Source organism: Paenibacillus rhizoplanae (genome assembly GCF_042684125.1).
Classification (GTDB): domain Bacteria; phylum Bacillota; class Bacilli; order Paenibacillales; family Paenibacillaceae; genus Paenibacillus_AQ; species Paenibacillus_AQ rhizoplanae.
This window is the reverse complement of record NZ_JBHUKY010000017.1, coordinates 1-21,471: the sequence shown is the minus strand read 5'-3', so window position 1 is coordinate 21,471 and position 21,471 is coordinate 1. Positions and strand designations below refer to the sequence as shown.

General features: G+C 52.1%; 21 protein-coding genes and 1 pseudogene. 1 reads left to right on the top strand and 21 read right to left on the bottom strand.

Features of this window, described 5'->3' with window-relative positions:
* Positions 1-6: 6 nt before the first annotated feature.
* The 15 genes from fliI to ACFSX3_RS06695 all read right to left on the bottom strand — a co-directional run bounded on the left by fliI (position 7) and on the right by ACFSX3_RS06695 (position 16,392).
* Positions 7-1,320: a flagellar protein export ATPase FliI gene (fliI, locus tag ACFSX3_RS06765; protein ID WP_209992797.1), complete on the bottom strand. Its 1,314-nt coding sequence runs from the start codon at positions 1,318-1,320 to the stop codon at positions 7-9.
* Positions 1,313-2,161: a FliH/SctL family protein gene (locus ACFSX3_RS06760; protein WP_209992798.1), complete on the bottom strand. Its 849-nt coding sequence runs from the start codon at positions 2,159-2,161 to the stop codon at positions 1,313-1,315. Before ACFSX3_RS06760 ends, fliI begins: the two co-directional genes overlap by 8 nt.
* Positions 2,154-3,170, bottom strand: a complete 1,017-nt coding sequence (gene fliG / locus ACFSX3_RS06755; protein ID WP_036692485.1) for a flagellar motor switch protein FliG — start codon at positions 3,168-3,170, stop codon at positions 2,154-2,156. The genes ACFSX3_RS06760 and fliG overlap by 8 nt, the downstream gene beginning before the upstream one ends.
* 4 nt (positions 3,171-3,174) lie before the next feature.
* A complete protein-coding gene (fliF, locus tag ACFSX3_RS06750; RefSeq protein WP_209992711.1) occupies positions 3,175-4,764 on the bottom strand; it encodes a flagellar basal-body MS-ring/collar protein FliF in 1,590 nt (529 codons plus the stop codon).
* 34 nt (positions 4,765-4,798) lie between these two features.
* Positions 4,799-5,107: a flagellar hook-basal body complex protein FliE gene (gene fliE / locus ACFSX3_RS06745; RefSeq protein WP_209992710.1), complete on the bottom strand. Its 309-nt coding sequence runs from the start codon at positions 5,105-5,107 to the stop codon at positions 4,799-4,801.
* Positions 5,108-5,136: 29 nt separating this feature from the next.
* On the bottom strand, positions 5,137-5,583 hold the full coding sequence (flgC, locus tag ACFSX3_RS06740) for a flagellar basal body rod protein FlgC (RefSeq protein ID WP_036692480.1): 447 nt from the start codon (positions 5,581-5,583) through the stop codon (positions 5,137-5,139).
* A 6-nt stretch (positions 5,584-5,589) separates the two neighbouring features.
* Complete coding sequence (gene flgB / locus ACFSX3_RS06735) at positions 5,590-5,997, bottom strand: flagellar basal body rod protein FlgB (RefSeq protein WP_209992709.1); 408 nt, start codon at positions 5,995-5,997, stop codon at positions 5,590-5,592.
* A 376-nt stretch (positions 5,998-6,373) separates the two neighbouring features.
* Entirely contained in the window at positions 6,374-7,774 is a 1,401-nt protein-coding gene (hslU, locus tag ACFSX3_RS06730; protein ID WP_209992708.1) for an ATP-dependent protease ATPase subunit HslU, read from the bottom strand.
* 33 nt (positions 7,775-7,807) lie between these two features.
* The gene (gene hslV, locus ACFSX3_RS06725; protein ID WP_209992707.1) at positions 7,808-8,350 is read right to left on the bottom strand and encodes an ATP-dependent protease subunit HslV; all 543 of its coding nucleotides are present in this window, start codon (positions 8,348-8,350) and stop codon (positions 7,808-7,810) included.
* Between the two features lie 40 nt (positions 8,351-8,390).
* Entirely contained in the window at positions 8,391-9,770 is a 1,380-nt protein-coding gene (trmFO, locus tag ACFSX3_RS06720; RefSeq protein ID WP_209992706.1) for an FADH(2)-oxidizing methylenetetrahydrofolate--tRNA-(uracil(54)-C(5))-methyltransferase TrmFO, read from the bottom strand.
* 23 nt (positions 9,771-9,793) lie between these two features.
* A complete protein-coding gene (gene topA / locus ACFSX3_RS06715) occupies positions 9,794-11,887 on the bottom strand; it encodes a type I DNA topoisomerase (RefSeq protein WP_209992705.1) in 2,094 nt (697 codons plus the stop codon).
* A 101-nt stretch (positions 11,888-11,988) separates the two neighbouring features.
* Positions 11,989-13,107 (bottom strand): DNA-processing protein DprA, encoded by a 1,119-nt coding sequence (gene dprA / locus ACFSX3_RS06710; RefSeq protein WP_209992704.1) that lies wholly within the window; start codon positions 13,105-13,107, stop codon positions 11,989-11,991.
* 235 nt (positions 13,108-13,342) lie between these two features.
* Positions 13,343-14,272 (bottom strand): succinate--CoA ligase subunit alpha, encoded by a 930-nt coding sequence (sucD, locus tag ACFSX3_RS06705; protein ID WP_209992703.1) that lies wholly within the window; start codon positions 14,270-14,272, stop codon positions 13,343-13,345.
* A 70-nt stretch (positions 14,273-14,342) separates the two neighbouring features.
* Positions 14,343-15,500 carry an ADP-forming succinate--CoA ligase subunit beta gene (gene sucC / locus ACFSX3_RS06700; protein WP_209992702.1) on the bottom strand — a complete coding sequence of 386 codons (1,158 nt, stop codon included), beginning with the start codon at positions 15,498-15,500 and terminating at the stop codon, positions 14,343-14,345.
* Between the two features lie 424 nt (positions 15,501-15,924).
* Entirely contained in the window at positions 15,925-16,392 is a 468-nt protein-coding gene (locus ACFSX3_RS06695; protein WP_209992701.1) for a MarR family winged helix-turn-helix transcriptional regulator, read from the bottom strand.
* 148 nt (positions 16,393-16,540) lie between these two features.
* Here ACFSX3_RS06695 and ACFSX3_RS06690 point away from each other — a divergent pair, with 148 nt between their 5' ends.
* Entirely contained in the window at positions 16,541-16,969 is a 429-nt protein-coding gene (locus ACFSX3_RS06690) for an organic hydroperoxide resistance protein (RefSeq protein WP_209992700.1), read from the top strand.
* A 201-nt stretch (positions 16,970-17,170) separates the two neighbouring features.
* On the opposite strand, the gene ACFSX3_RS06685 is transcribed toward ACFSX3_RS06690, so the two are convergent.
* The 6 genes and pseudogenes from ACFSX3_RS06685 to ACFSX3_RS06660 form a co-directional block, all read right to left on the bottom strand.
* Positions 17,171-18,862, bottom strand: coding sequence for a YifB family Mg chelatase-like AAA ATPase (locus tag ACFSX3_RS06685; protein ID WP_209992699.1), 1,692 nt, complete (start codon positions 18,860-18,862; stop codon positions 17,171-17,173).
* A 225-nt stretch (positions 18,863-19,087) separates the two neighbouring features.
* Positions 19,088-19,597, bottom strand: a complete 510-nt coding sequence (locus ACFSX3_RS06680) for a metallophosphoesterase (protein ID WP_209992698.1) — start codon at positions 19,595-19,597, stop codon at positions 19,088-19,090.
* A 35-nt stretch (positions 19,598-19,632) separates the two neighbouring features.
* The gene (locus ACFSX3_RS06675; protein WP_379256399.1) at positions 19,633-19,887 is read right to left on the bottom strand and encodes a hypothetical protein; all 255 of its coding nucleotides are present in this window, start codon (positions 19,885-19,887) and stop codon (positions 19,633-19,635) included.
* Between the two features lie 294 nt (positions 19,888-20,181).
* Positions 20,182-20,568, bottom strand: coding sequence for a YraN family protein (locus ACFSX3_RS06670; RefSeq protein WP_379256398.1), 387 nt, complete (start codon positions 20,566-20,568; stop codon positions 20,182-20,184).
* Positions 20,565-20,867, bottom strand: a complete 303-nt coding sequence (locus ACFSX3_RS06665; protein ID WP_209992696.1) for an EscU/YscU/HrcU family type III secretion system export apparatus switch protein — start codon at positions 20,865-20,867, stop codon at positions 20,565-20,567. The genes ACFSX3_RS06670 and ACFSX3_RS06665 overlap by 4 nt, the downstream gene beginning before the upstream one ends.
* Positions 20,864-21,471, bottom strand: a pseudogene (locus ACFSX3_RS06660) (DNA ligase); the annotation flags it as partial. The gene ACFSX3_RS06665 and the pseudogene ACFSX3_RS06660, both read right to left, overlap by 4 nt.

Genomic DNA, 21,471 nt, shown 5'->3' with positions numbered 1-21,471 from the left:
GATCAATCAACTCCTCGAGAACTGTGAAATCAAAGACTGCTGCACTTCGCTAAGGGTTACCTTCTCGTTCACTTTTTGCTTGGTGAACTCCCAGATGCTGTCGATGTAATGCATCGATTCATCGATTTGAGCGTTCGACCCTCTCTGGTAGGCCCCGATGTTAATCAGATCCTCGGAATCCTTATACACCGCCATCAGACGCTTAACATTCTCAGCCGCTGCAATCTGCTCCTCCGGGGCGATATCCTTCATCACCCGGCTGATGCTTGAGAGAACGTCGATCGCCGGAAAATGTCCTTTATTGGCTATATTCCGGTTCAGGACAATATGCCCGTCCAGAATGCCGCGTACAGCGTCTGCTATCGGCTCGTTCATATCATCGCCGTCAACCAGCACCGTGTAGAACGCAGTGATTGAGCCTGTAGGACCCGTTCCGGCCCGTTCCAGCAGCTTAGGCAGACTGGCGAACACAGAAGGTGTATACCCTCTCATCGCCGGAGGCTCACCGACTGCCAGTCCCACCTCACGCTGCGCCATCGCATAACGTGTTACCGAGTCCATCATCAGCATGACATTCAGACCACGGTCGCGGAAATATTCGGCAATCGTAGTGGCGATCAGCGCCCCCTTAATCCGGATCAGTGCAGGCTGATCAGAAGTGGCCACAATGACCACCGAACGCTGAAGACCTTCGGGTCCCAGATCGCGCTCAATGAAATCAAGCACCTCTCTACCCCGCTCGCCGATCAGCGCAATTACATTGACATCTGCCGAGGTGTTGCGGGCAATCATCCCCATTAGCGTACTCTTACCGACCCCTGAGCCGGCAAAAATCCCTACCCGCTGCCCCTTGCCGATAGTCAGTAGTCCATCTATAGCGCGGACTCCAATGCTGATCGGCTCGGCAACCCGCGGGCGGTTAAGCGGATTGGACGGAATGTTGAAGGTTGAGCTATGCGGCATTCTGGCCGGTATCAGTGAACCATCCAGCGGCTGTCCGAGACCGTCAAGGACCTTCCCCAGCAGCTCCGAGCCTACTTGAACGCTCAGCGGTTTGCCGGTGCCCACCACATCACAGCCAGGCCCGATAGCCTGCAGTTCTCCAAGCGGCATTAGCAGCACCTTGTTATCACGAAACCCTACAACCTCTGCCTGGAGTGGCTTACTTCCTTTGGCAGGATAGATATAACAGACATCACCGATGCTGGCGTCAGGCCCTTCCGACTCCACCATCAGCCCGATAACCTGCGTAACCTTACCGTTAATCCGCACAGGATCGAAGTTACGCAGCTGATCTTTGTATCTTCTGCTGTCAAGCATCGTCGTCCCCATTTCTGTGTTCATCCGAGTCCAGAGCGATTCTTAGCAGTTCTTTTTTAATTTCGGCCAGCTGGGTATCCACACGAGCATCGATGCTGCCGAAGGAAGACCGGATCACACACCCCAGATCTCTGACCGTTGAATCCGGGAGAATCTGTAGTTCGGCCTGTGAGTCCACAGCAAGCGAGAGCTCTTCCCGGGCCGCATTGACAAAAGCAAACTGCGCAGGAGACACACACAGCGAGATTAACCCCTGCTCGCGTTTGCGGGCCAGATTCTTACGGATCAGATCCATCGCAAACTGCGGTTCAATAGTAAGCTGCTTGTCCACGATTTTCTCGGCAATATCGCAGCTCAGTTCCACAAGAAACGGTTCCGCCTCCTGAACAATTACATCCCTTGCCCGGTACGCTTCCTGAAGCACCATCCGCGCTTCTTCCATCATCTCGGCAAGTCGCTGGGACATCTCCTGCTCCGCTTGCGCCAGACCTTCCTGGTAGCCTTGCTGATACCCTTCGGATTTGACAGCCTCGATCAGCAGCTCATCCTGCTCCCTGCGCTGCAGCCACCAGTTTTCCGCTTCAGTCCGCGCTGATTCCACAATATTCTCCGCTTCCTGGGAGGCGCTGCGGACTTGACTTTCCGCGAACTCCTGAGCATCCTTCAGCATTTGCTTACGCGACTGCTCCGCCGCTTCCCTGGCGGGGTCCTGGTAGTGGACTTCACCCGGAGCCTCCACAGGAGCCGGCTCTTCGGGCAGACCTGCATGATGTCTGGCCTGTTCGAGCCGCTTCAGCACATCTACCGGAATATATTGAGAATGTTTGATCAGCTTAGACAATAATGTCATCTCCTCCGCCACGGGCGATGATAATTTCACCAGACTCCTCGAGTCTGCGGATCGTGCCTACGATGCGGGTCTGTGCTTCTTCCACATCACGCAGCCGCACAGGTCCCATGTACTCCATTTCCTCGCGGAAGGTCTCAGCCATACGCTTGGACATATTGCGGAAGATAACATCCCGCACTTCCTCGCTGGCCACCTTGAGCGCAAGCTGCAAATCCGCGTTGTCGATATCCTTGATAATCCGCTGAATGGAACGGTTGTCCACATTGACGATATCCTCGAAGACGAACATCCGCTTCTTGATTTCTTCGGCCAGCTCCGGGTCCTGAATTTCCAGGGAATCGAGAATGGTACGCTCTGTACCGCGGTCTACGCCGTTCAGAATCTGTACAATCGATTCGATACCGCCTGCATTTGTATAATCCTGGGTTACTGTAGCAGACAGCTTCTGCTCCAGCACGCGTTCGATCTGGGTTACCACCTCTGGAGAGGTGCTGTCCATAATCGCTATTCTTCTGGCTACCTCCGCCTGCTTCTCCTGAGGCAGGGAAGACAGAATAGAGGCCGCCTGTTCAAATTGCAAATAAGAGAGTACCAGTGCAATGGTCTGAACATTCTCGTTCTGGATGAAGTTGAGAATCTGGTTTGGATCTGCCTTGCGGGCAAAATCGAAAGGTCTAACCTGCAGGGTTGCTGTCAGGCGGTTGATGACTTCGAGCGCCTTGGCCGAGCCGAGAGCCTTCTCAAGGATCTCCTTGGCGTAATTGATACCGCCCTGCGAGATATATTCCTGTGCGAGACAGATCTGATGGAATTCGGACATGATCGACTCTTTTTCCCCGCTGTCCACTTTGCGTACATTCGCAATTTCCAGCGTCAGCTGTTCGATTTCCTCATCCCGCAGATGCTTGAATATTTGTGCCGATACTTCAGGCCCTAGTGTGATAAGCAGGATCGCCGCCTTTTGGCGGCCGCTGAGTCCCTGCTGGCTAGCTTTTGCCATCTCTTCACCTCTGTTCTTCAGCAAGCCAAGTGCGGAGCAGATTTACGAATTCATCCGGCTTCTTCTTCGCCAGACTTTCCAGCTGCTTGCGGACCTGACTTTCATTCGTCACGCTATCCATATTAATTGAAGGAAACTCGGTAGGAACCTGCAGCGGAATATCTTCTTCTACCTCTTCCTCCTGCTTGTTCTTGCGGCTGCGGTAGATCAGATAACCTCCGCCTGCACCGACCAGCAGAGCGGCTGCGCCGATGGCCCAGATCATCCAGGTTGCCAGTCCGCCGGATGTAGTCGAAGCCGTGGCACCTCCAAATTGTTGCGAGAATACCGAAACTTTTTTGGTCAGGTCGGCGTCTGTATAAGTGATACCTGAATCTGCCAGTGACGCACGGACAATGTTGACCAGAATGTTCTGTATCGCTCCTGAAGTAGCCTCGTCCAAAGTTGTTTGTCCTGCAGGTGGTTCAACCGCGACATTTATGGTTAAATCTTTTACAGTATATGGACTTGCGATGATATCTTTTGTGATTCTCGTAACTTCAAAGTTCCTTGTCTCCGATGATTCCTCAGAAGAAGAAGCACCTGTGTCAGCCCCCGCAGGATAACCTGCAACATCTTCAGAACCTGTACCTGCGACTCCTCCGGATGTGTTTCCTTGGCCCGAGAACGTTTTGCTGATAATTTGCGAGCTGATCTCAATCCCCTTCATATTCTCAGCATCCACCGGTACTACGACATCTTCCTTTCTGTTCTCCTTATCGAAATTAAGCTTGGAGAACACTAGGACATCAACCTTATCGGGACCTGTGAGGGTACTCAGGAATTGCTTAACATCTTTCTTGACATCGTCCTCGAATTTCTTCTTGAGTGCGAAGTTCTCTTCAACTTGGCTGGAGATCCCCGCCTGGCCGCCCTTGGCCGTCGGTTTCAGCTCCACCTCGTTATTGGTGATCGTAATGTTGTCGATGGGAAGATTCGGGACAGCGGTCTTCACGAGATTGAAATAGCCGTCAATATTCTCCTGCGAGGGTCTGAATCCCGGATCAAAGCTCATCACCACGGAAGCCTGCGCTTTCTCCTGATCCTCCTGTGAGGCGAATACCGTCTCCTTCGGCAGGGTAATGAGCACCTTGGCATCTTTAATCCCCTGCATCCTTCTCATCAGTTGTTCAACTTCACCATTAAGCGCATTGTTGTATTTAACATTGAATTCACTGTCTGTAGTGCCGATCATCGACGAGGATTCATTGAACACCTTATACCCGATCGAGCCCTGTTGTACGATTCCCTGAGAACCAACAGCTATCTTGATACGCGCAGCGTCCGTACTGGGTACTGAGATGCTTTTCCCATCCGGGCTTAAGCGGTAAGACACCCCCGAGGTATCTAAATAACTCATAACTCCAGCTGAATCGGTACTGTCCAGGTCCTGAAAAGCAACCTCGTATTCTACCTTCGATAACTGCATAGTCGTAACTACGATTACTATTATGATAATAAACAGAGTAGAGAAAAACATTATCTTCTGTTTACCGCTGAATCTGTTCCAATACTGGGTTATCTTGTCCCGGTACTGGGTCAATCTTTCATTCACAGTGTCACCCCATCCGAAACGTAGCTAGGATCATTTAGATTTGAGTTCTCATAATTTCCTGATAGGCTTCAATCACTTTGTTCCGGACTTGTGTAGTCAACTGCAAACTCAGCAATGCCTGTTGGGACGAAATCATAGCTTCATCAATGTTGACCTCTCCCAGTACAAATTTGTTGCTCATGTCTTTCGCCTGCTGTTCCTGATCTGCTACCTGGTTAAGCGCATTCTCCAGGTATGAACCGAAGCTCTGTCCCGACCCTTGAGCGGCTGAGGATTCTGCAGCTACCGATTTCATAGCCAACGGCTGAATAGCCTGGTTCCCGATCAATAAATTCTGTATCAATTCTTCTCCTCCTAGACATTCAATTCATTCTACCGGCCGATTTCAAGCGCCTTGGTCACCATGGATTTGGATGCGTTCAGCATCGTAACATTCGCTTCATAAGAACGGGAGGCAGACAGCATATCCACCATTTCCTTGGTCACATCCACATTCGGCATATACACATAACCATCAGCGTCAGCATCAGGGTGGCTCGGATTATACACCGGCTTCAGCGGAGAAGAGTCCTCGATAATCGATTTCACCTTGACGCCATCATTGCCGCCGCTCATTTTGGAGCCAAGTATATTCGCGAAGCTGTCAGCCTGGGTGGTTTCCAGAACGGTGAGCTTGCGGCGATAAGGTACGGCTTTGCCGTCCACGACGGAGGCTCTTGTAGTCTCGGCGTTGGCGATATTGGAGGAGATTACATCCATCCGCAGACGCTGGGCGGTTAAAGCTGAGGCACTAATACCAAAGCTGCTGCCAAAGTTCATTATTTATTACCCTCCCTGTACAACTGTACGCATCATTGTAATCTGACTGTTCAACTGTTCTACATAAGAGTTGTATCTCAGCTGGTTCTCGGCGCTCAGCGCCTGTTCACGATCCATATCCACATTATTGCCGTTGTTATTCATAGAAGTAGTCTCATCCGTACTGACGACGGCAGCCGGTGTGCCGGTCACTGTCCCGAAGCGGAAATGACGGGAGTCTGATACTTTCGCACCCAGCGTCGGCTTAAGTCCGCTCTCCTGATCCTTCAGGAAGCTTTCAAAGCTAACATCTGAACGTTTAAAATTTGGTGTATCATTATTTGCTACATTATTAGCCAGAACACTTTGTCGTTTGGTGGCGGCATCTAGGCCTCCTTGTAATCTTTGAAAACTGACACTGTTCAGCAAACCCATAGTAATCCCCCTTCCAAACCTATCATAATGAAAAGAATTCCACAACTTTGTCTAAATCCCTGCTTATTTTCGACAAAAAAAGTCATTTTTCTCACAACATTCTCGACTCAAAGTCGAACCATGTCGATGATTGATTCTTATGTCAATCTCACATACATTGATTCTCTTAGAATTTGTATATTATTACAATAAGAAATAAGCCCTATCTTTTCTGAAAAGAGAGGGCTTAAAGCATGTTTTTACAATTATTTTCCTTTTATATTACATTATATGTTTTATTATAGAACATTCTAACTTTTTATGCATGAATTTAGAATCAAATTTGAATAGCCATAATTCTAATTACCTATATCATTGATTTTATGGCTCTGTCACCTTACAGAATATATTGGCTTAAGTCGCGGTCCTGCGCGATTCCTGCCAGTTTTTCGCGAACATACTCCGGAGTGATGACCATTGTGTCGAGCGTCAGCTCAGGTGCCTCGAACGACAGATCCTCCAGCAGCTTTTCCAGGATCGTATGAAGACGCCGTGCCCCGATGTTCTCCATATTCTGATTCACAGAGGCCGCGATCTTGGCAATTTCCTGAATCGCTTCCTTCTGGAACTGTATTTCTATGTTCTCGGTCTGCAGCAAATGAACATATTGTTTCGTAAGTGCGTTCTCAGGCTCCGTAAGAATAGATACAAAGTCCTCCAGTGTAAGACTGCTCAGCTCCACACGGATCGGGAAACGTCCCTGAAGCTCAGGGATCAGATCCGAAGGCTTAGCAATATGAAAAGCTCCTGCGGCGATGAACAGCACATAGTCCGTCTTCACCGGCCCGTATTTGGTCATGACCGTCGATCCTTCGACGATTGGCAGAATATCACGCTGCACGCCTTCGCGGGATACATCGGGACCGGAGCCCTTGCCCTGGCTGGCCACCTTGTCGATCTCATCGATGAAAATAATCCCGGATTGCTCTGCACGGGTTACCGACTCCTGAATCATATCGTCCGTGTCAATCAGCTTGGCCGCTTCATCCTGAATTAGCACCTTGCGGGCTTCACGGATCGGCAGCTTGCGCTTCTTCGTACGCTTCGGCAGCAGGTTGCCGAACATCTCCTGCATATTCATGCCCATCTGGTCATTGCCCTGACCCGCGAACATATCCATCATGGATGGAGTCGTGTCCTCTACATCAATCTCAATGACGTCATCCTCCAGCTGGCCGGCAAGCAGCTTGAACTTAATCCCCCTGCGGCGCTCACTCAGACTACCGTCCTCCGGCTCTTCCTTGGATTCCTCCGCATTGCCATTGTTTCCGCCAAAAATCATCTCAAACGGATTACGCTGCGATTTGCCCTTCGATGAGGACGGAACCAGTATCGCCACAATGCGTTCATTCGCCAGCTCTTCTGCGCGGTCCTTTACCTTTTCGGTGCGTTCAAGCTTCACCATGCGGATTGAGGTCTCCACCAGATCGCGGACCATCGACTCCACATCACGACCCACATAACCGACTTCTGTAAATTTGGTTGCCTCCACTTTGATGAATGGGGCATTAACAAGCTTGGCCAGACGCCGGGCAATCTCTGTTTTACCTACACCGGTAGGTCCAATCATCAGAATATTCTTCGGCACAACCTCATCCCGCAGCTCCTCGGACAACAGACTGCGCCGATACCGGTTGCGAAGGGCAACGGCCACGGATTTCTTGGCCTGCTTTTGACCTACGATATACTTGTCAAGCTCTGTTACGATCTGGCGGGGCGTAAGCGATTGATTCACCATTGTGACTTCCTCCCTTTATATATGGCACCTTGCCTATAACTGTTCGACAATAATATTGGAATTGGTGTATACACAGATCTCGGAAGCAATCTGCAGCGCTTCTCTGGCAATGTCACCGGCACCCAGATGTGAGGCATGACGCTTGAGCGCCCGCCCGGAAGCCAGCGCAAAGTTGCCGCCGGAGCCAATCGCCAGCACATCATCATCCGGCTCGATGATTTCACCGTTGCCGGAGATCAGCAGCATGCCTTCCTTATCCATTACGATCATGAGCGCTTCCAGCTTGCGCAGAATGCGGTCCTGACGCCAATCCTTGGCCAGTTCCACCGCTGCCCGCTGCAGATTGCCGTGATGCTCCTCAAGCTTCCCCTCGAACTTCTCGAACAGTGTAATCGCATCGGCAACGGAGCCCGCAAACCCGGCGATCACCTGGCCTCTATACAGGCGGCGGACCTTCTTGGCCGTCGTCTTCATAATGACACTCTCTCCGAATGTAACCTGACCGTCACCGGCAATCGCCGCATGGCCGTTATGTCTTACCGCACAAATCGTAGTTGCATGAAAGCTGGGTAACATGATGGGCACCCTCCTCAAATTAGGTAATACGAGACTGAACCTATTGTGCCGGACTATCCGTTTCTACCGGCTCAGCATCCACCGGCTCTGGCTCTGTATAACTCAACTCATGGGCTGCAGCATAAGCAGCAAGGCTGTCAAGTGCCCGGTAAGCCAGACGTTCGTTCTTCTCTTTTTTGCTGCGGAACCGGGTCTCAAGCTTCGGCAGCAGGCCAAAGTTGGCATTCATCGGCTGGAAATGTTCAGGATCTGCTGAAGTGATATAGGCAGGCATGCTGCCCAGCACCGTATCCTCGGGGAAGATCAGGCTCTCCTCGCCAAGCGCAGCTCTCGCTGCATTCATACCGGCGATCATACCGGAAGCCGCAGATTCTACATACCCTTCAACCCCGGTCATCTGACCGGCAAAAAACAGCCTCTCACGGCCCTTCATCTGATAAGTGGGTTGCAGCAGCTTGGGAGAATTAATGAATGTATTGCGGTGCATGACACCATAACGCACATATTCAGCCTGCTCCAGGCCCGGAATGAGAGAGAATACCCGTTTTTGCTCGCCCCACTTCAGGTGGGTCTGGAAGCCAACGAGATTATACAGCGTACCGGCAGCATTGTCCTGACGCAGTTGCACAACCGCGTAAGGAAGCTTGCCTGTGTGAGGATTAGTCAGGCCTACTGGCTTCATAGGGCCGAACAGCGCCGTCTGCTTGCCGCGTCTCATCATAATTTCAATCGGCATACAGCCTTCAAAGTAGATCTCTTTCTCAAAATCTTTGAGTGCAGCCGTCTCGGCCGAGATCAGCGCATCATAAAAAACATCAAATTCCTCTTCCGTCATCGGACAGTTCAGATAGGCAGCTTCGCCTTTATCATAGCGGGAAGCCAGGTATACCTTACTCATATCAATGCTGTCTTTCTCAACTATTGGAGCCGCAGCATCGTAGAAGTAAAAGTATTCCTCGCCCAGCAGTCCCTTAATCTCCGAAGACAGGGAGGGTGAAGTCAGCGGCCCGGTGGCAATAACAACAATCCCTTCCTCCGGTATATGCGTAAGTTCTTCGTTTATGACTTCCACCAGAGGGTGGTTATGCAGCATGGATGTGATTTCACCGGAGAAGCCGTCCCGGTCAACGGCAAGAGCGCCTCCTGCCGGAACAGCATGCCTGTCGGCTGCACCCAGCACCAGGGAGCCCAGACGCCGCATTTCTTCCTTAAGTACACCCACCGCATTCCCGAGGCCATTGGCCCGCAGTGAGTTGCTGCAGACCAGCTCGGCGAACTGATCCGTATGATGCGCCGGTGTCTTCACCACTGGACGCATCTCATACAATCTGACTGGAACTCCGCGCGAAGCGATCTGCCAGGCGGCTTCACTCCCGGCCAGACCTGCTCCGATGACGGTTACTTTTGCTGTTTCTGTCAATTTCCGTTCCTCCTGTGACCCTATTATTCTGCTTCATCGTTGTCGAGCACAGCCTCTGTGTGATCACATGAGGTGCACTGCAGCTTGGTTCCCTGCTTGTTGCGCTTCTCTATCATCCAGGAGCCGCAAGCCGGACAAGGCTTCAGGGACGGTTTATCCCAGGAGACAAAGTCACAGCCCGGATACTGGTCGCAGCCGTAGAAGACACGTCCCTTCTTGCTGCGCCGTTCCACTACCTTGCCTTCATGACACTTCGGACAGCTTACACCGATATCCTTAATGATCGGCTTCGTGTTGCGGCATTCCGGGAATCCGGAGCAGGCCAGGAATTTGCCGAACCGGCCCAGCTTATAGACCATCGGCTTGCCGCATTTCTCACATAGCTCATCGGAAACCTCATCTTCAATTTCAATTTCCTTCATTTCTTCTTCCGCGTACAGGAGTCTTTTCTCAAAGGATTCATAGAACTGGGCCAGAACCTTCACCCAATTCTCTGCGCCTTCCTCCACATGGTCAAGATCCCCTTCCATATGGGCGGTGAATTCCACATCGAGAATTTCCGGGAAGAACTCTTCCATTTGCTCTATGATCAGCTCGCCAAGCTCCGTTGGCATGAACTTCTTCTCTTCAATCGCCACATACCCGCGCTTCTGAATCGTCTCCAGGGTCGGCGCATACGTACTTGGACGGCCTATACCCAATTCCTCAAGTGTCTTGACGAGACGGGCTTCTGTATATCTTGGCGGCGGTTGGGTGAAATGCTGCTTCGGCTCAATCTCGCGCTTCACCAGCTCATCGCCTGCCTTAAGCTGCGGGAGAAACTTCTCTTCGTCTGTGGTGCCATCGTCATTACCTTCCACATAAACCTTCATGAAGCCCGGGAACGAGACCTTGGACCCTACCGCTCTGAATATTGCTGTACCGGCTGTAATATCTACCGACAATGTATCCAGCAGCGCGGAAGACATCTGACTGGACACAAAACGCTCCCATACCAGCTTATACAGCCGGAATTGGTCACGGCTCATGAATTCCTTAACCATATCAGGCTCACGCAGCGCAGAGGTCGGACGGATCGCTTCATGCGCATCCTGAGCGCCGGCAGCTTTCTTGGAATATTGGCGCGGCGTCTCGGGAATGAACTTCTCACCGTATTTGGCTTGGATCAGCTCCTTGGCTTCATCCTGGGCTGTAGTAGATAAACGCGTGGAGTCCGTACGCATATAAGTGATTAACCCTACAGTGCCTTCCTTGCCTAGCTCAACTCCCTCATAGAGCTGCTGTGCGACGGACATCGTCTTGGACGCGCGGAAGCCCAGCTTACGGGCAGCCTCCTGCTGTAGTGAGCTTGTTGTGAACGGAGCGGATGGATGCCGTTGTCTTTCCTTCTCTTTCACTTCTTTGACCTGGAAGGCAGCGTTCTTAATCGCTTCCAGCACTTCCTGCACATCGCTCTCCTGGCCCAGCTCCTTCTTCTCGCCGTTCAGCCGGTGGAACTTGGCCTCGAATTCAGAATCCCGAATCGCTAGCTTGGCCGTAATACTCCAGTATTCTGTAGGAACGAATTCGGAAATTTCATTCTCCCTGTCCATGACGATCTTGACCGCTACCGATTGTACGCGTCCAGCAGAGAGCCCTTTTTTGACTTTCTTCCATAATAAAGGGCTAATCTTGTAGCCGACAAGCCGGTCAAGTATACGCCGCGCCTGCTGCGCGTTCACCAGATCCATGTTAATCTTGCGCGGCGTCTTGAAGGCATCCTTCACAGCCTGCTTTGTAATTTCGTTAAAGACCACGCGGCATTCCTGTGTGTTGTCCAGATTTAGGGCATTTGCCAAATGCCAGGCAATCGCTTCACCTTCGCGGTCCGGGTCAGCTGCGAGATAGACTTTTTTCACTTTTTTGCTGGCATCCTTAAGTTCCTTCAATATAGAACCCTTGCCGCGGATCGTTATATATTTGGGATTAAAATCATTCTCCACATCTACGCCGATCTGGCTTTTTGGCAAATCTATGATATGCCCCATTGATGCCTTCACAATATATTTACTGCCTAGATATTTCCCAATCGTTTTTGCTTTTGATGGTGATTCTACAATAACCAACGCATCTGCCATAGGTTTTCCTCCCAAAAGTTTGCAAGCAGTCAACCTCCTGAATTCAGTCCTCAGACCCGGCCGGAACCAGGAGGTCTATGCTTACCACAGTTACTTCTATATTAAATTACCTTATAAATTGCACCCGGTAATTGTGTTACCGCTTTTTTTATGATTAAAGATAACAGAACTGAATGCAAATGTCCAAAATCCCACCTTGTCGACGCCAGCAGCTCATCGAGTGTAAATGGGCCTTGATGCAGTATATGGTAAAGGTGCAGCTCCTCACTTGTCAATTTCTTTTCCATCAGGTCGGCTGGACTCTCCCGCTCGATTGCTCCTGCAGAAGCTGCTCCCGGCCCCTTGGCTGGCAGGTAGGACAGGTATTCTTCCACAATGTCTGAGGCGCAGGTTACGAGCTTTGCACCTTGCTTGATCAGCTCCAGCGCCCCCCTGCTCTTGGGAGAGGTTAGCGGACCCGGTACGGCAAATACATCCCGGCCTGCTTCGAGTGCAGCATCGGCGGTAATCAGGGACCCGCTGCGGCTGTCTGCTTCCACCACCACTGTTCCCAGCCCCAGTCCGGCGATAATCCGGTTGCGCTGCGGGAATAATCCCGGATGACTCGGAGTTCCGATAGGATACTCGCTAAGAACCAGCCCTTCCCGCGAAATCTGCCGCTCCAGCTCACGGTTATCCGGAGGATAGACCTTATCGAGGCCGGTTGCCACCACCGCAATGGTCCCTCCGGCGCCGCCCAGCGCCGCTTCATGACAGACACTGTCAATCCCCCTTGCCAGGCCGCTTACAACCGTGAGACCGGCTGCACTTAGCTGTCCTGCCAGCATCTCCCCCACCTTGCGTCCATAAGCGGTAGGCACCCGGGTCCCAACCATAGCTACAGAGGGACGGGAAGCCAGCTCCAGACGGCCACGATAGTACAATACCCAAGGAGGCTGAGGGGTTTCCCGCAGTTGTACAGGGTAGTGATCATCCAGAATCGTGACCATCGCTACATCGCTTTCTTCCATTAAAGAGCGCCGCTTCAGCACCCATGCTTCATTAAACTCTGCAGCCAGGCGGGCGGATATTACACCGCTGATTCCAGCCCGTTCTAAGTCCTCAGCAGAACAGGAGAAGACAGCATTCGTCAAAAGACCCGCCCGGCGGATCTTGTCGATGCTTTTCCAGCCAATCCCCTCCATCTCATGCAGACCGAACAACAGCTCCCGAATTTCCATATGTATTCTCTCCCCGTGCGGAAGGACAAGCCTTCCTTATTGTCATAAACCAAAAAAAGCAACCTTTCATCCGCGTGATCCGGGACAAAAGGTTGCTTACCTTCAACATTCATTATACCTGCTTCAGCAGGAAAAGCTGTGACCAAACAACCCCACAAAGTGGAGATTTAGCTTCGATGATAACTCAGGTACTTTGCGGGGACCCCAAAACATTTCGAACTAGCGTAGAAGCGCTCTAGTGAGTTGTGAAGGCATTCAGGATACCGCGTTCCTCAAGCACGCTGACGAGGGTAGAGCCCATTTCAGCAGGCGTCGGCGCTACCTTAATCCCGCAGGACTCCAGCACAGCGATCTTCTCACTCGCCGTCCCTTTACCGCCTGAAATGATCGCCCCGGCGTGACCCATCCGTTTGCCTGGAGGTGCCGTAACCCCGCCGATGAAGCCGACTACAGGCTTGGTCATGTTCTCTTTGATCCACAGCGCAGCTTCTTCCTCTGCCGTACCGCCGATCTCACCGATCATAATGACAGCCTTCGTGCCCGGATCTTCATTGAAAAGCTTCAGGATGTCGATGAACTCCGAGCCCTTCACCGGATCGCCCCCGATGCCCACCGCCGAGGATTGGCCGATTCCGCGCTCCGTCAGTTGATGCACCGCCTCATAGGTCAAGGTTCCGCTACGAGAGACTACGCCCACATATCCCGGCTTATGAATATAACCCGGCATAATGCCGATTTTGCATTCTCCAGGCGTAATGACACCCGGACAGTTGGGACCGATCAGCACTGTGGAACGGCCCTCCATGTATCTGGACACTTTGACCATATCCAGCACCGGAATGCCTTCTGTGATACAAATGACCAGCTCCAGCCCCGCATCCACGGCTTCCATAATCGAATCTGCGGCAAATGCAGGCGGTACGTAAATGACACTGGCAGTTGCACCTGTGGCTGCTTTGGCGGCAACAACCGTGTCGAAGACAGGCAGACTCTTCTCTGTGCCGTTGTCCAGGGTGATCTGAACCGTAGTGCCCCCCTTGCCCGGAGTTACACCGCCAACCATCTGAGTACCGTAGTCCAGCGCACCTTTTGTATGAAATAAACCCGTAGCGCCGGTAATTCCCTGAGTGATGACTTTTGTATTTTTATCTACAAGAATGCTCATGCGTTAGGTCACATCCTCACTTTTATTGTCGAACAAGAGACTGGCTCCCACAAAGGCAGGGCAGCTATGCTTACACAAGCGCAACGATTTTGCGGGCACCGTCCGCCATGGAATCAGCAGCAACGATATTCAGTCCCGAGCCGGCGAGAATCTCCTTGCCCAGTGCCACATTCGTGCCCTCAAGACGTACGACCAGCGGCTTGGTTAAGCCAAGCTGTCTTGCTGCTTCGACTACCCCGGTAGCGATGACATCACAACGCATAATTCCGCCGAAAATATTAACAAATATACCGTTCACCTTGTCATCGGACAGGATGATTTTGAAAGCTTCCGTTACCTTCTCAGTCGTCGCACCGCCCCCTACATCGAGGAAGTTGGCCGGTTCGCCGCCATAATATTTGATGATATCCATAGTTGCCATCGCCAGGCCCGCGCCGTTCACCATACAGCCGATGTTGCCGTCAAGTGCGATGTAGCTGAGGTCGAATTTGGACGCTTCGATTTCTTTGGCATCCTCTTCGTCCAGATCACGCAGCTCCAGGATATCCTTGTGGCGGAACAGGCTGTTGGAATCGAAGTTAAGCTTGGCATCGAGCGCCATCACATTACCGTCTGCAGTCACAACAAGCGGGTTGATCTCCGCAATTGAGCAATCTTTATCCACAAAAGCCAGATATAGCGCTTGCATGAACTTGACCGCTTTGTTCACCAGTTCGGAAGGTATGGCAATGCTGTACGCCAGTTTGCGCGCCTGGAAGGTCTGAAGCCCCACTGCCGGATCAATGATTTCCTTGAAAATCTTCTCGGGATGTGTAGCCGCCACCTCTTCGATCTCCGTACCGCCCTCTTCGGAGGCCATCATGACGACCCGTCCGGAAGTACGGTCCACAACCAGACCGATATAATATTCTTTGACAATCTGACAGCCCTCTTCAATCAGCAGCCGCTTCACTACCTTGCCTTCGGGTCCCGTCTGATGGGTAACCAGTGTCTTGCCGAGGATCTCAGCCGCATAGGCGCGGACCTCATCACTGTTCTTCGCCACCTTGACGCCGCCGGCTTTACCGCGTCCGCCTGCATGAATCTGCGCTTTGACTACAACCACAGGTGTACCCAGCGCTGCGGCAGCTTCCACTGCTTCGTCCACTGTATAAGCAACTTTTCCGTTCGGTACGGCTACGCCATACTTCTTAAGTACTTCTTTTCCCTGATACTCGTGGATATTCATTCCGGAAGCCTCCTAAAGTGTTGCGGTGACCTGTGCAGGCAGCCTGCGGTCATTCCGCATTCCGTTTTGATTGTCCAAAGCCGGGCCCAGACCGGTGTAAACCGGCAATATCCCGGTACAAGCAGAGAGCTTGCGCCTGATCTATATAGCTGCAAACGATAAAGTTCTCTGCAAGTAGCATATAGAACCTATCACAATAGTGATATCTATAATTACCTATATGCCAGAATGTGAAACCCAGAATATTGTAACATGTTTTATAAGCGCTTTCCTTAAAAACTTTCACTATTTATACATACATTTTCGCTCGGTTTCATGCCGGAATGCGAACGATTGCATTGACATTCATGCTGAAACGGCTTTACCGCCCTTATTCAGGACGGTGAAACCTATCTTCTTATATTTAAATATTTGAGCAAAACTACTATTTCGAATTGCTAACGTTAGCTTCGTGCACCCGGTTCAGGAGATTTTTGAACTGCCCCAGTAAATCTATGAACTCTACGGGAGAGAGCATCGTGCCTTCTGCCATTTTGCCGGGAATGCCCATAGCCTCCTGCCGCAGCGCCAAGCCTTGAGGTGTTAATGAAATCAGCACCTTCCGCTCATCCTGCAAGGAACGTTCACGCAAGATCAGTCCTGCAGCCTGCAGCCGCTTCAGCAGCGGGGTCAGCGTGCCTGAATCGAGGAACAGAGCTTCACCCAGCTCCTTGACCGTACATTGCTGTCTCTCCCACAGGACCAGCATAACCAGATACTGCGAATACGTTAATCCGATCTTATCCAGATGAGGCTGGTATAGCTTCGTAAATTCACGCGAACAGGCATAAATCGTAAAGCAGAGCTGGTTCTCCAGCATAAGCTCAGGGGTTGTAGTGGATTCTTTTTGCATTTCTTCTTCACCTGCCTTTGTGACATTAGTTTATCACAATTCATCTATAATATCATGTTAATAGCGGAAAATAGATTGACTTTTATTTTAATTGTGTTAAATTAAGTTGTGTACAATACATTATGAAAACGAACGGGAGCGATTTATTATGATGACAATTCAACAGAAAATGTACGAAACAACAGTAAAAGCGGTAGGCGGCAGACAAGGTTCCATCGAATCCGACAGTCCTAAGCTGAATCTTGCCATCAGCACACCACGCGAAATGGGCGGCGCCGGCGGTGAAGGCACGAATCCAGAGCAGCTCTTCGCAGCCGGATATTCCGCTTGCTTCGACAGCGCTCTGAATATGGTTGCACGTATGGGCAAGGTCAAGATCGAAGGCTCTGAAGTAACCGCTACTGTCAGCTTCGGCAAAGTGGAAGACGGCGGCTTCGGCATAGCCGTGAAGATGGATATTCTGGTCAAGGGTGTTGACCGTGAAACCGCTGAACGGCTGGTACAAGAAGCTCATGGCGCATGTCCTTACTCCCGCGCGACCCGCGGCAATATCGAAGTAGAACTGAACGTACTGTAAGAAAGCCGGCCTTCCATTTCTACAGACCGGGTATACTCGCTCTATCCCTAGCCTGCCCTTTATATAGCATTATTGGGTTCATTTTAAATGCAGAATATACAGAAAACCATGCAGAAACGGATCAAACGGCCTATAAGAATCCTGTACCGTTTCAGCATGTCCTTCCCCTGCCCGGCGGCCCCGGACGGGGGTATTGGTGTGTCATGCTTCCTCCTCCGCCATTACCTGCCTGTCCAGATTGCGGTATTGGACTGCTTCCGCAAGATGTGCAGCGCCGATCTCTTCCATACCTTCCAGATCGGCAATGGTGCGGGCCAGCTTAATAATCCGGTCATGTGCCCGCATGCTGAGCCCGAGACTCTCCAGAATACTGTTCAAAAGGATGTCCTCTTCCGGCCGCAGCGCAGCATAACGGCGCAGTGCAGCGCCGGACAGCTCACTGTTCCAGGAGATTGGCAGACGGCTATACCGATCCGCCTGAACAGCCTGAGCCCGCAGAACCTCAGCGCGCATCTGTGCCGTCGAGACCGGAGGCACATTCCTGTCTCCCTCCCTCGGACGCGGAACATCAACCTGCATATCCATCCGGTCCAGCAGCGGACCCGAGATTTTGCCCCGGTACTGGGCGATTTTGGCCGGACTGCAGCTGCACCGCTGGTGCGTATTGCCATTGCCGAGAAATCCGCACATGCAGGGATTCATGGAGCAAGCGAGCAGGAACTGGGCAGGGAAGGTGAAGGATGCCCGGGCCCGGCTGATCGTCACAAGCCCATCCTCCAGCGGCTGGCGGAGCACTTCAAGCACGGTGCGGGAGAACTCAGGCAGCTCGTCCAGGAAGAGAATGCCACGGTGCGCAAGGCTAACTTCTCCGGGCTTCGGAATTCCTCCCCCGCCGATCAATCCGGCTGCCGAGATGGTATGATGCGGTGAACGAAACGGGCGGTCGCGCAGCAAGCCGCTTCCGCTGTCCCAAAGCTTTCCGGCAGCACTGAATATCTTCATCACCTCTAGCGATTCATAATCGGTAAGATCAGGAAGAATTCCGGGTAACCGCTTAATCAGCATGGTCTTCCCCGTGCCTGGAGGGCCGATCAGAATAATATTATGCATCCCCGCAGCCGCAATCGTAAGCGCCCGCTTCACATGATTCTGGCCGATAACATCGCTGTAATCTTCATTCATCAGCTGCTTCACCCCAAGCGGGGCAGGAATATTCTCCGCTGGCTCAGAATGATATCGCAAGTGCTCCAGCGACAGCGCCAGAACAGGCGGACGCTTCCTGGAGGAAGCTTCGGTGCTCTCAGATACCGATACCGGAAACGGCAGATCGGCCTGCGGCAACTCAGGCCCGACTGCTTCAGATCGTCCAACCGGATTCGGCGGCGGGAGCTGACCCGGCTGAGGCAGCTCACGCAAATGCCCGGCTGTGTACACCTTCATCCCCGAGATCAACGCAGCTTCAGCCGCATTGCCGGGCGGAACCAGAACAGTATGAATCCCGGCCTGCCGCGCAGCCTGGGCCATGGACAGTACCCCGTTCACCGGCCGCAGACTTCCATCCAGCGCAAGCTCACCAATCAGCAGCATCCGCCCGGCTCCCGGCATGACAAGCTGGCCGCTAGTCGTCAGAATTCCCAGAGCGATCGCCAGATCAAATGCCGAGCCTTCCTTGCGCAGATCCGCCGGGGCCAGATTTATCGTCACCCGCTGCTGGGGATAGCTGTATCCGCAATTCTTGACGGCAGCCCGCACTCGTTCCACCGCTTCCCTGACCGCCGAATCCGGCAGGCCGATAATATGGGTCTGCGGCAACCCGTTAGCCAGATCCACCTCTACTCCAATCATTACACCCTCAATGCCATACAGGCATGCGCTATGCATTTTTCCGTACACCAAAAAGCACCTCTTCTCCAGAAATACACCCGCAGCGGGCGTTCGTTTCCAGGAAAAAAGGTGCTTCCTCTTTTTCCGTAAGTTTAATTACACTTAGTATACCTACAACCCCACACAACATGCAACATGCAACATGCAAGGATTATTGCGCACATATTACTGCACAAAACGAAGCTATCATCCGTCTTGCATAGTTGTGCATCCATGACCAAAGAATCATTTTATTCAACCTTCTTCACTGGCTACTACGGTATCCCTTATCTGTTCAAAGGACAGCGGGGTGTAATTCCAGTGCTCCACACAAATATTAAAATGATGATTGCCTTCATACTTCTGTCCATGAATATGTCCGTGCACATTCACGTAAGGCATATGTTTGTTCATATACATCGGCTCATGCGAGAGCAGAAAAAACTCCTTGTATATCATCGGATACTCACTTACCTCATCAAACCCGGCTTCCAGCCACCAGTTCCGCCCGCGTCCACGGTCATGATTGCCAAGAATCAGGATTTTGTACCCGTTCAGGGCAGCCACAATGCTCCGGGTATCCTCTTGATTCCTGAAGGAAAAGTCCCCAAGATGAAACACTGTATCCTCCTTGCCTACGACAGCATTCCAGTTCGAAATCATCACCTTGTCCATCTCATCCGCATCGCCAAAAGGCCGCGATTCAAAATCAATGATCAGCTTGTGGCCAAAATGATGATCTGAGGTAAAATATACTTTAGACAATATCGCTCCCCGCTTCCGCTAAAGTGCTTCATTCCTCATTCATTCCATTTCCGCTTGGCTCCACGCCGGTTCACATCCATTTGTATTAATTCTGCCACCGGCGGGGCCTCCTCATGCTCGATCAGCCATTTGCGCATTTCCTTAATGGCCTCAACTTGTCCATCGCCCTTGTCCCGCCAGGTTAGCAGCTCGATCACATTGATGACCAGTGACAAGAGACTGCTATTGCTGTCTTGGGTTTTCTCAGCACGCATCTTGTGGAATAACGCCTCATTCTCCCAGTCAATCAATATCTCTTCCGCTATTGCAGGCCGCATAACGGTAAATGTCTTATTACAATTACTGCAGCATACAACGGATAAGGGCTCTGCGCCAAGTTCCGCTATTATATTATGCGCACAATTTTGGCAAGTAAAGCTTACCTGTATATTCATTGGTTGATTCCTCATTCCGGCAGCCCTCCTCATGGTGGCATTAAAAGTTACACTAATGTTTACCCACTTCTTTTGAGAAATGACCCATGAAGTCCGGCATATGTCAAGGATAATTGTTAAATCCTACCCGATTTCTACAAGCGGAGATAGCTAAAAGGCTTCCCGGATATGACGCAGGGAGGCGATGCTCAAATCCGGTTGAAGCTGTACAGCAATCACATCGAAGGAGACTTCCGCCGGCTGAAGCCCCTGCATATGCAGGTAGACCCGGGCTGTCTCTCTCACCTGACGGATTTTGCGTGCATCGACCGACTCTTCGGCAGTGCCCTGCATGGCTGATCCGCTCCGGCTGCGCACCTCAATGAAGACCAGTGCGCCTTCATACTCTGCGATAATATCCAGCTCTCCGCTGCGGCAGCGCCAGTTATGGTCCCGGATGAGATAACCCCGCGAAGTCAGATACATTCTGGCCGCCTGCTCGGCAGCAGCGCCTTTCTCCTGACGGGTATAAGTTCTGCCGTCCCCGTTATGGCTCACTTCTGTCTCCGTTCCCCGGCTGTCCGGTCACTCTGGTATACATAGCTAAGAATTTCAGCCACCAGCTGATAGAGCTGAGGCGGAATCTGCTGGTCGAGATCCAGCTTCGACAGCACCTCTACCAGCGCCGCATCCTCCTGCACAGCCACTCCGTTTTCCTTGGCTTTTTGCAGGATGATGTCCGCTACCGAGCCTTGCCCCTTAGCAACAACCACCGGCGCTTCGCTCTGTCCCGGAATATATTTGAGCGCCACCGCCTTCTTGAGGTTCTGTGAAACCTTCTGCTCAGACTCACTCATATGCGGTAATCTACTCCTTTGTACTCATGCGGGGCATAATCGGACGGTTTCACCGCGGCAGCGGCTACGCTCCGTTCCGGCAACGCCTCCGTGCGCAGGCTGGACAATTGATAGCCTATGCCTTCGACCGCTGCTTTCATCTCCTCGCGGCGCCCCTCCAGCAGCTCCAGCACCCAAGGTTCATCGTTATGCAGCTTGAGGCTGACGATGCGGTCCACCACCTGCACATCCACCATCGTCTGGCCGAGCTGCTTCATGTCCAGATCGAACCACAAGCGGCAATTCGCCGCGTCGAGCTCCCCTTTGCGGCCGCGCCGCGACTGGATCTGGACGGAGGCGGTCTCGCGGCCATCCGGACCGTGCAGCGGCAGGAACATCGTCACCTGCGCGAACGGCGCGGTGCGGTCTGTATTCAGCAGCAGCTGCTGGCCTGTCAGCTGCTGCACCAGCTGGCCCGCGGCTTCCTTGACCGCGGGCGGAGCCTCGCTGCTGCCCAGCACCTGCAGCAGCACGCCCTTGAGCGTACCGGCGGCATCTTCTGTGCCGCCGGACGCTGCCTGCGCGGTGTGCGCCCCGCCGCCGCGCAGGATCTGGTGCTCGTGCT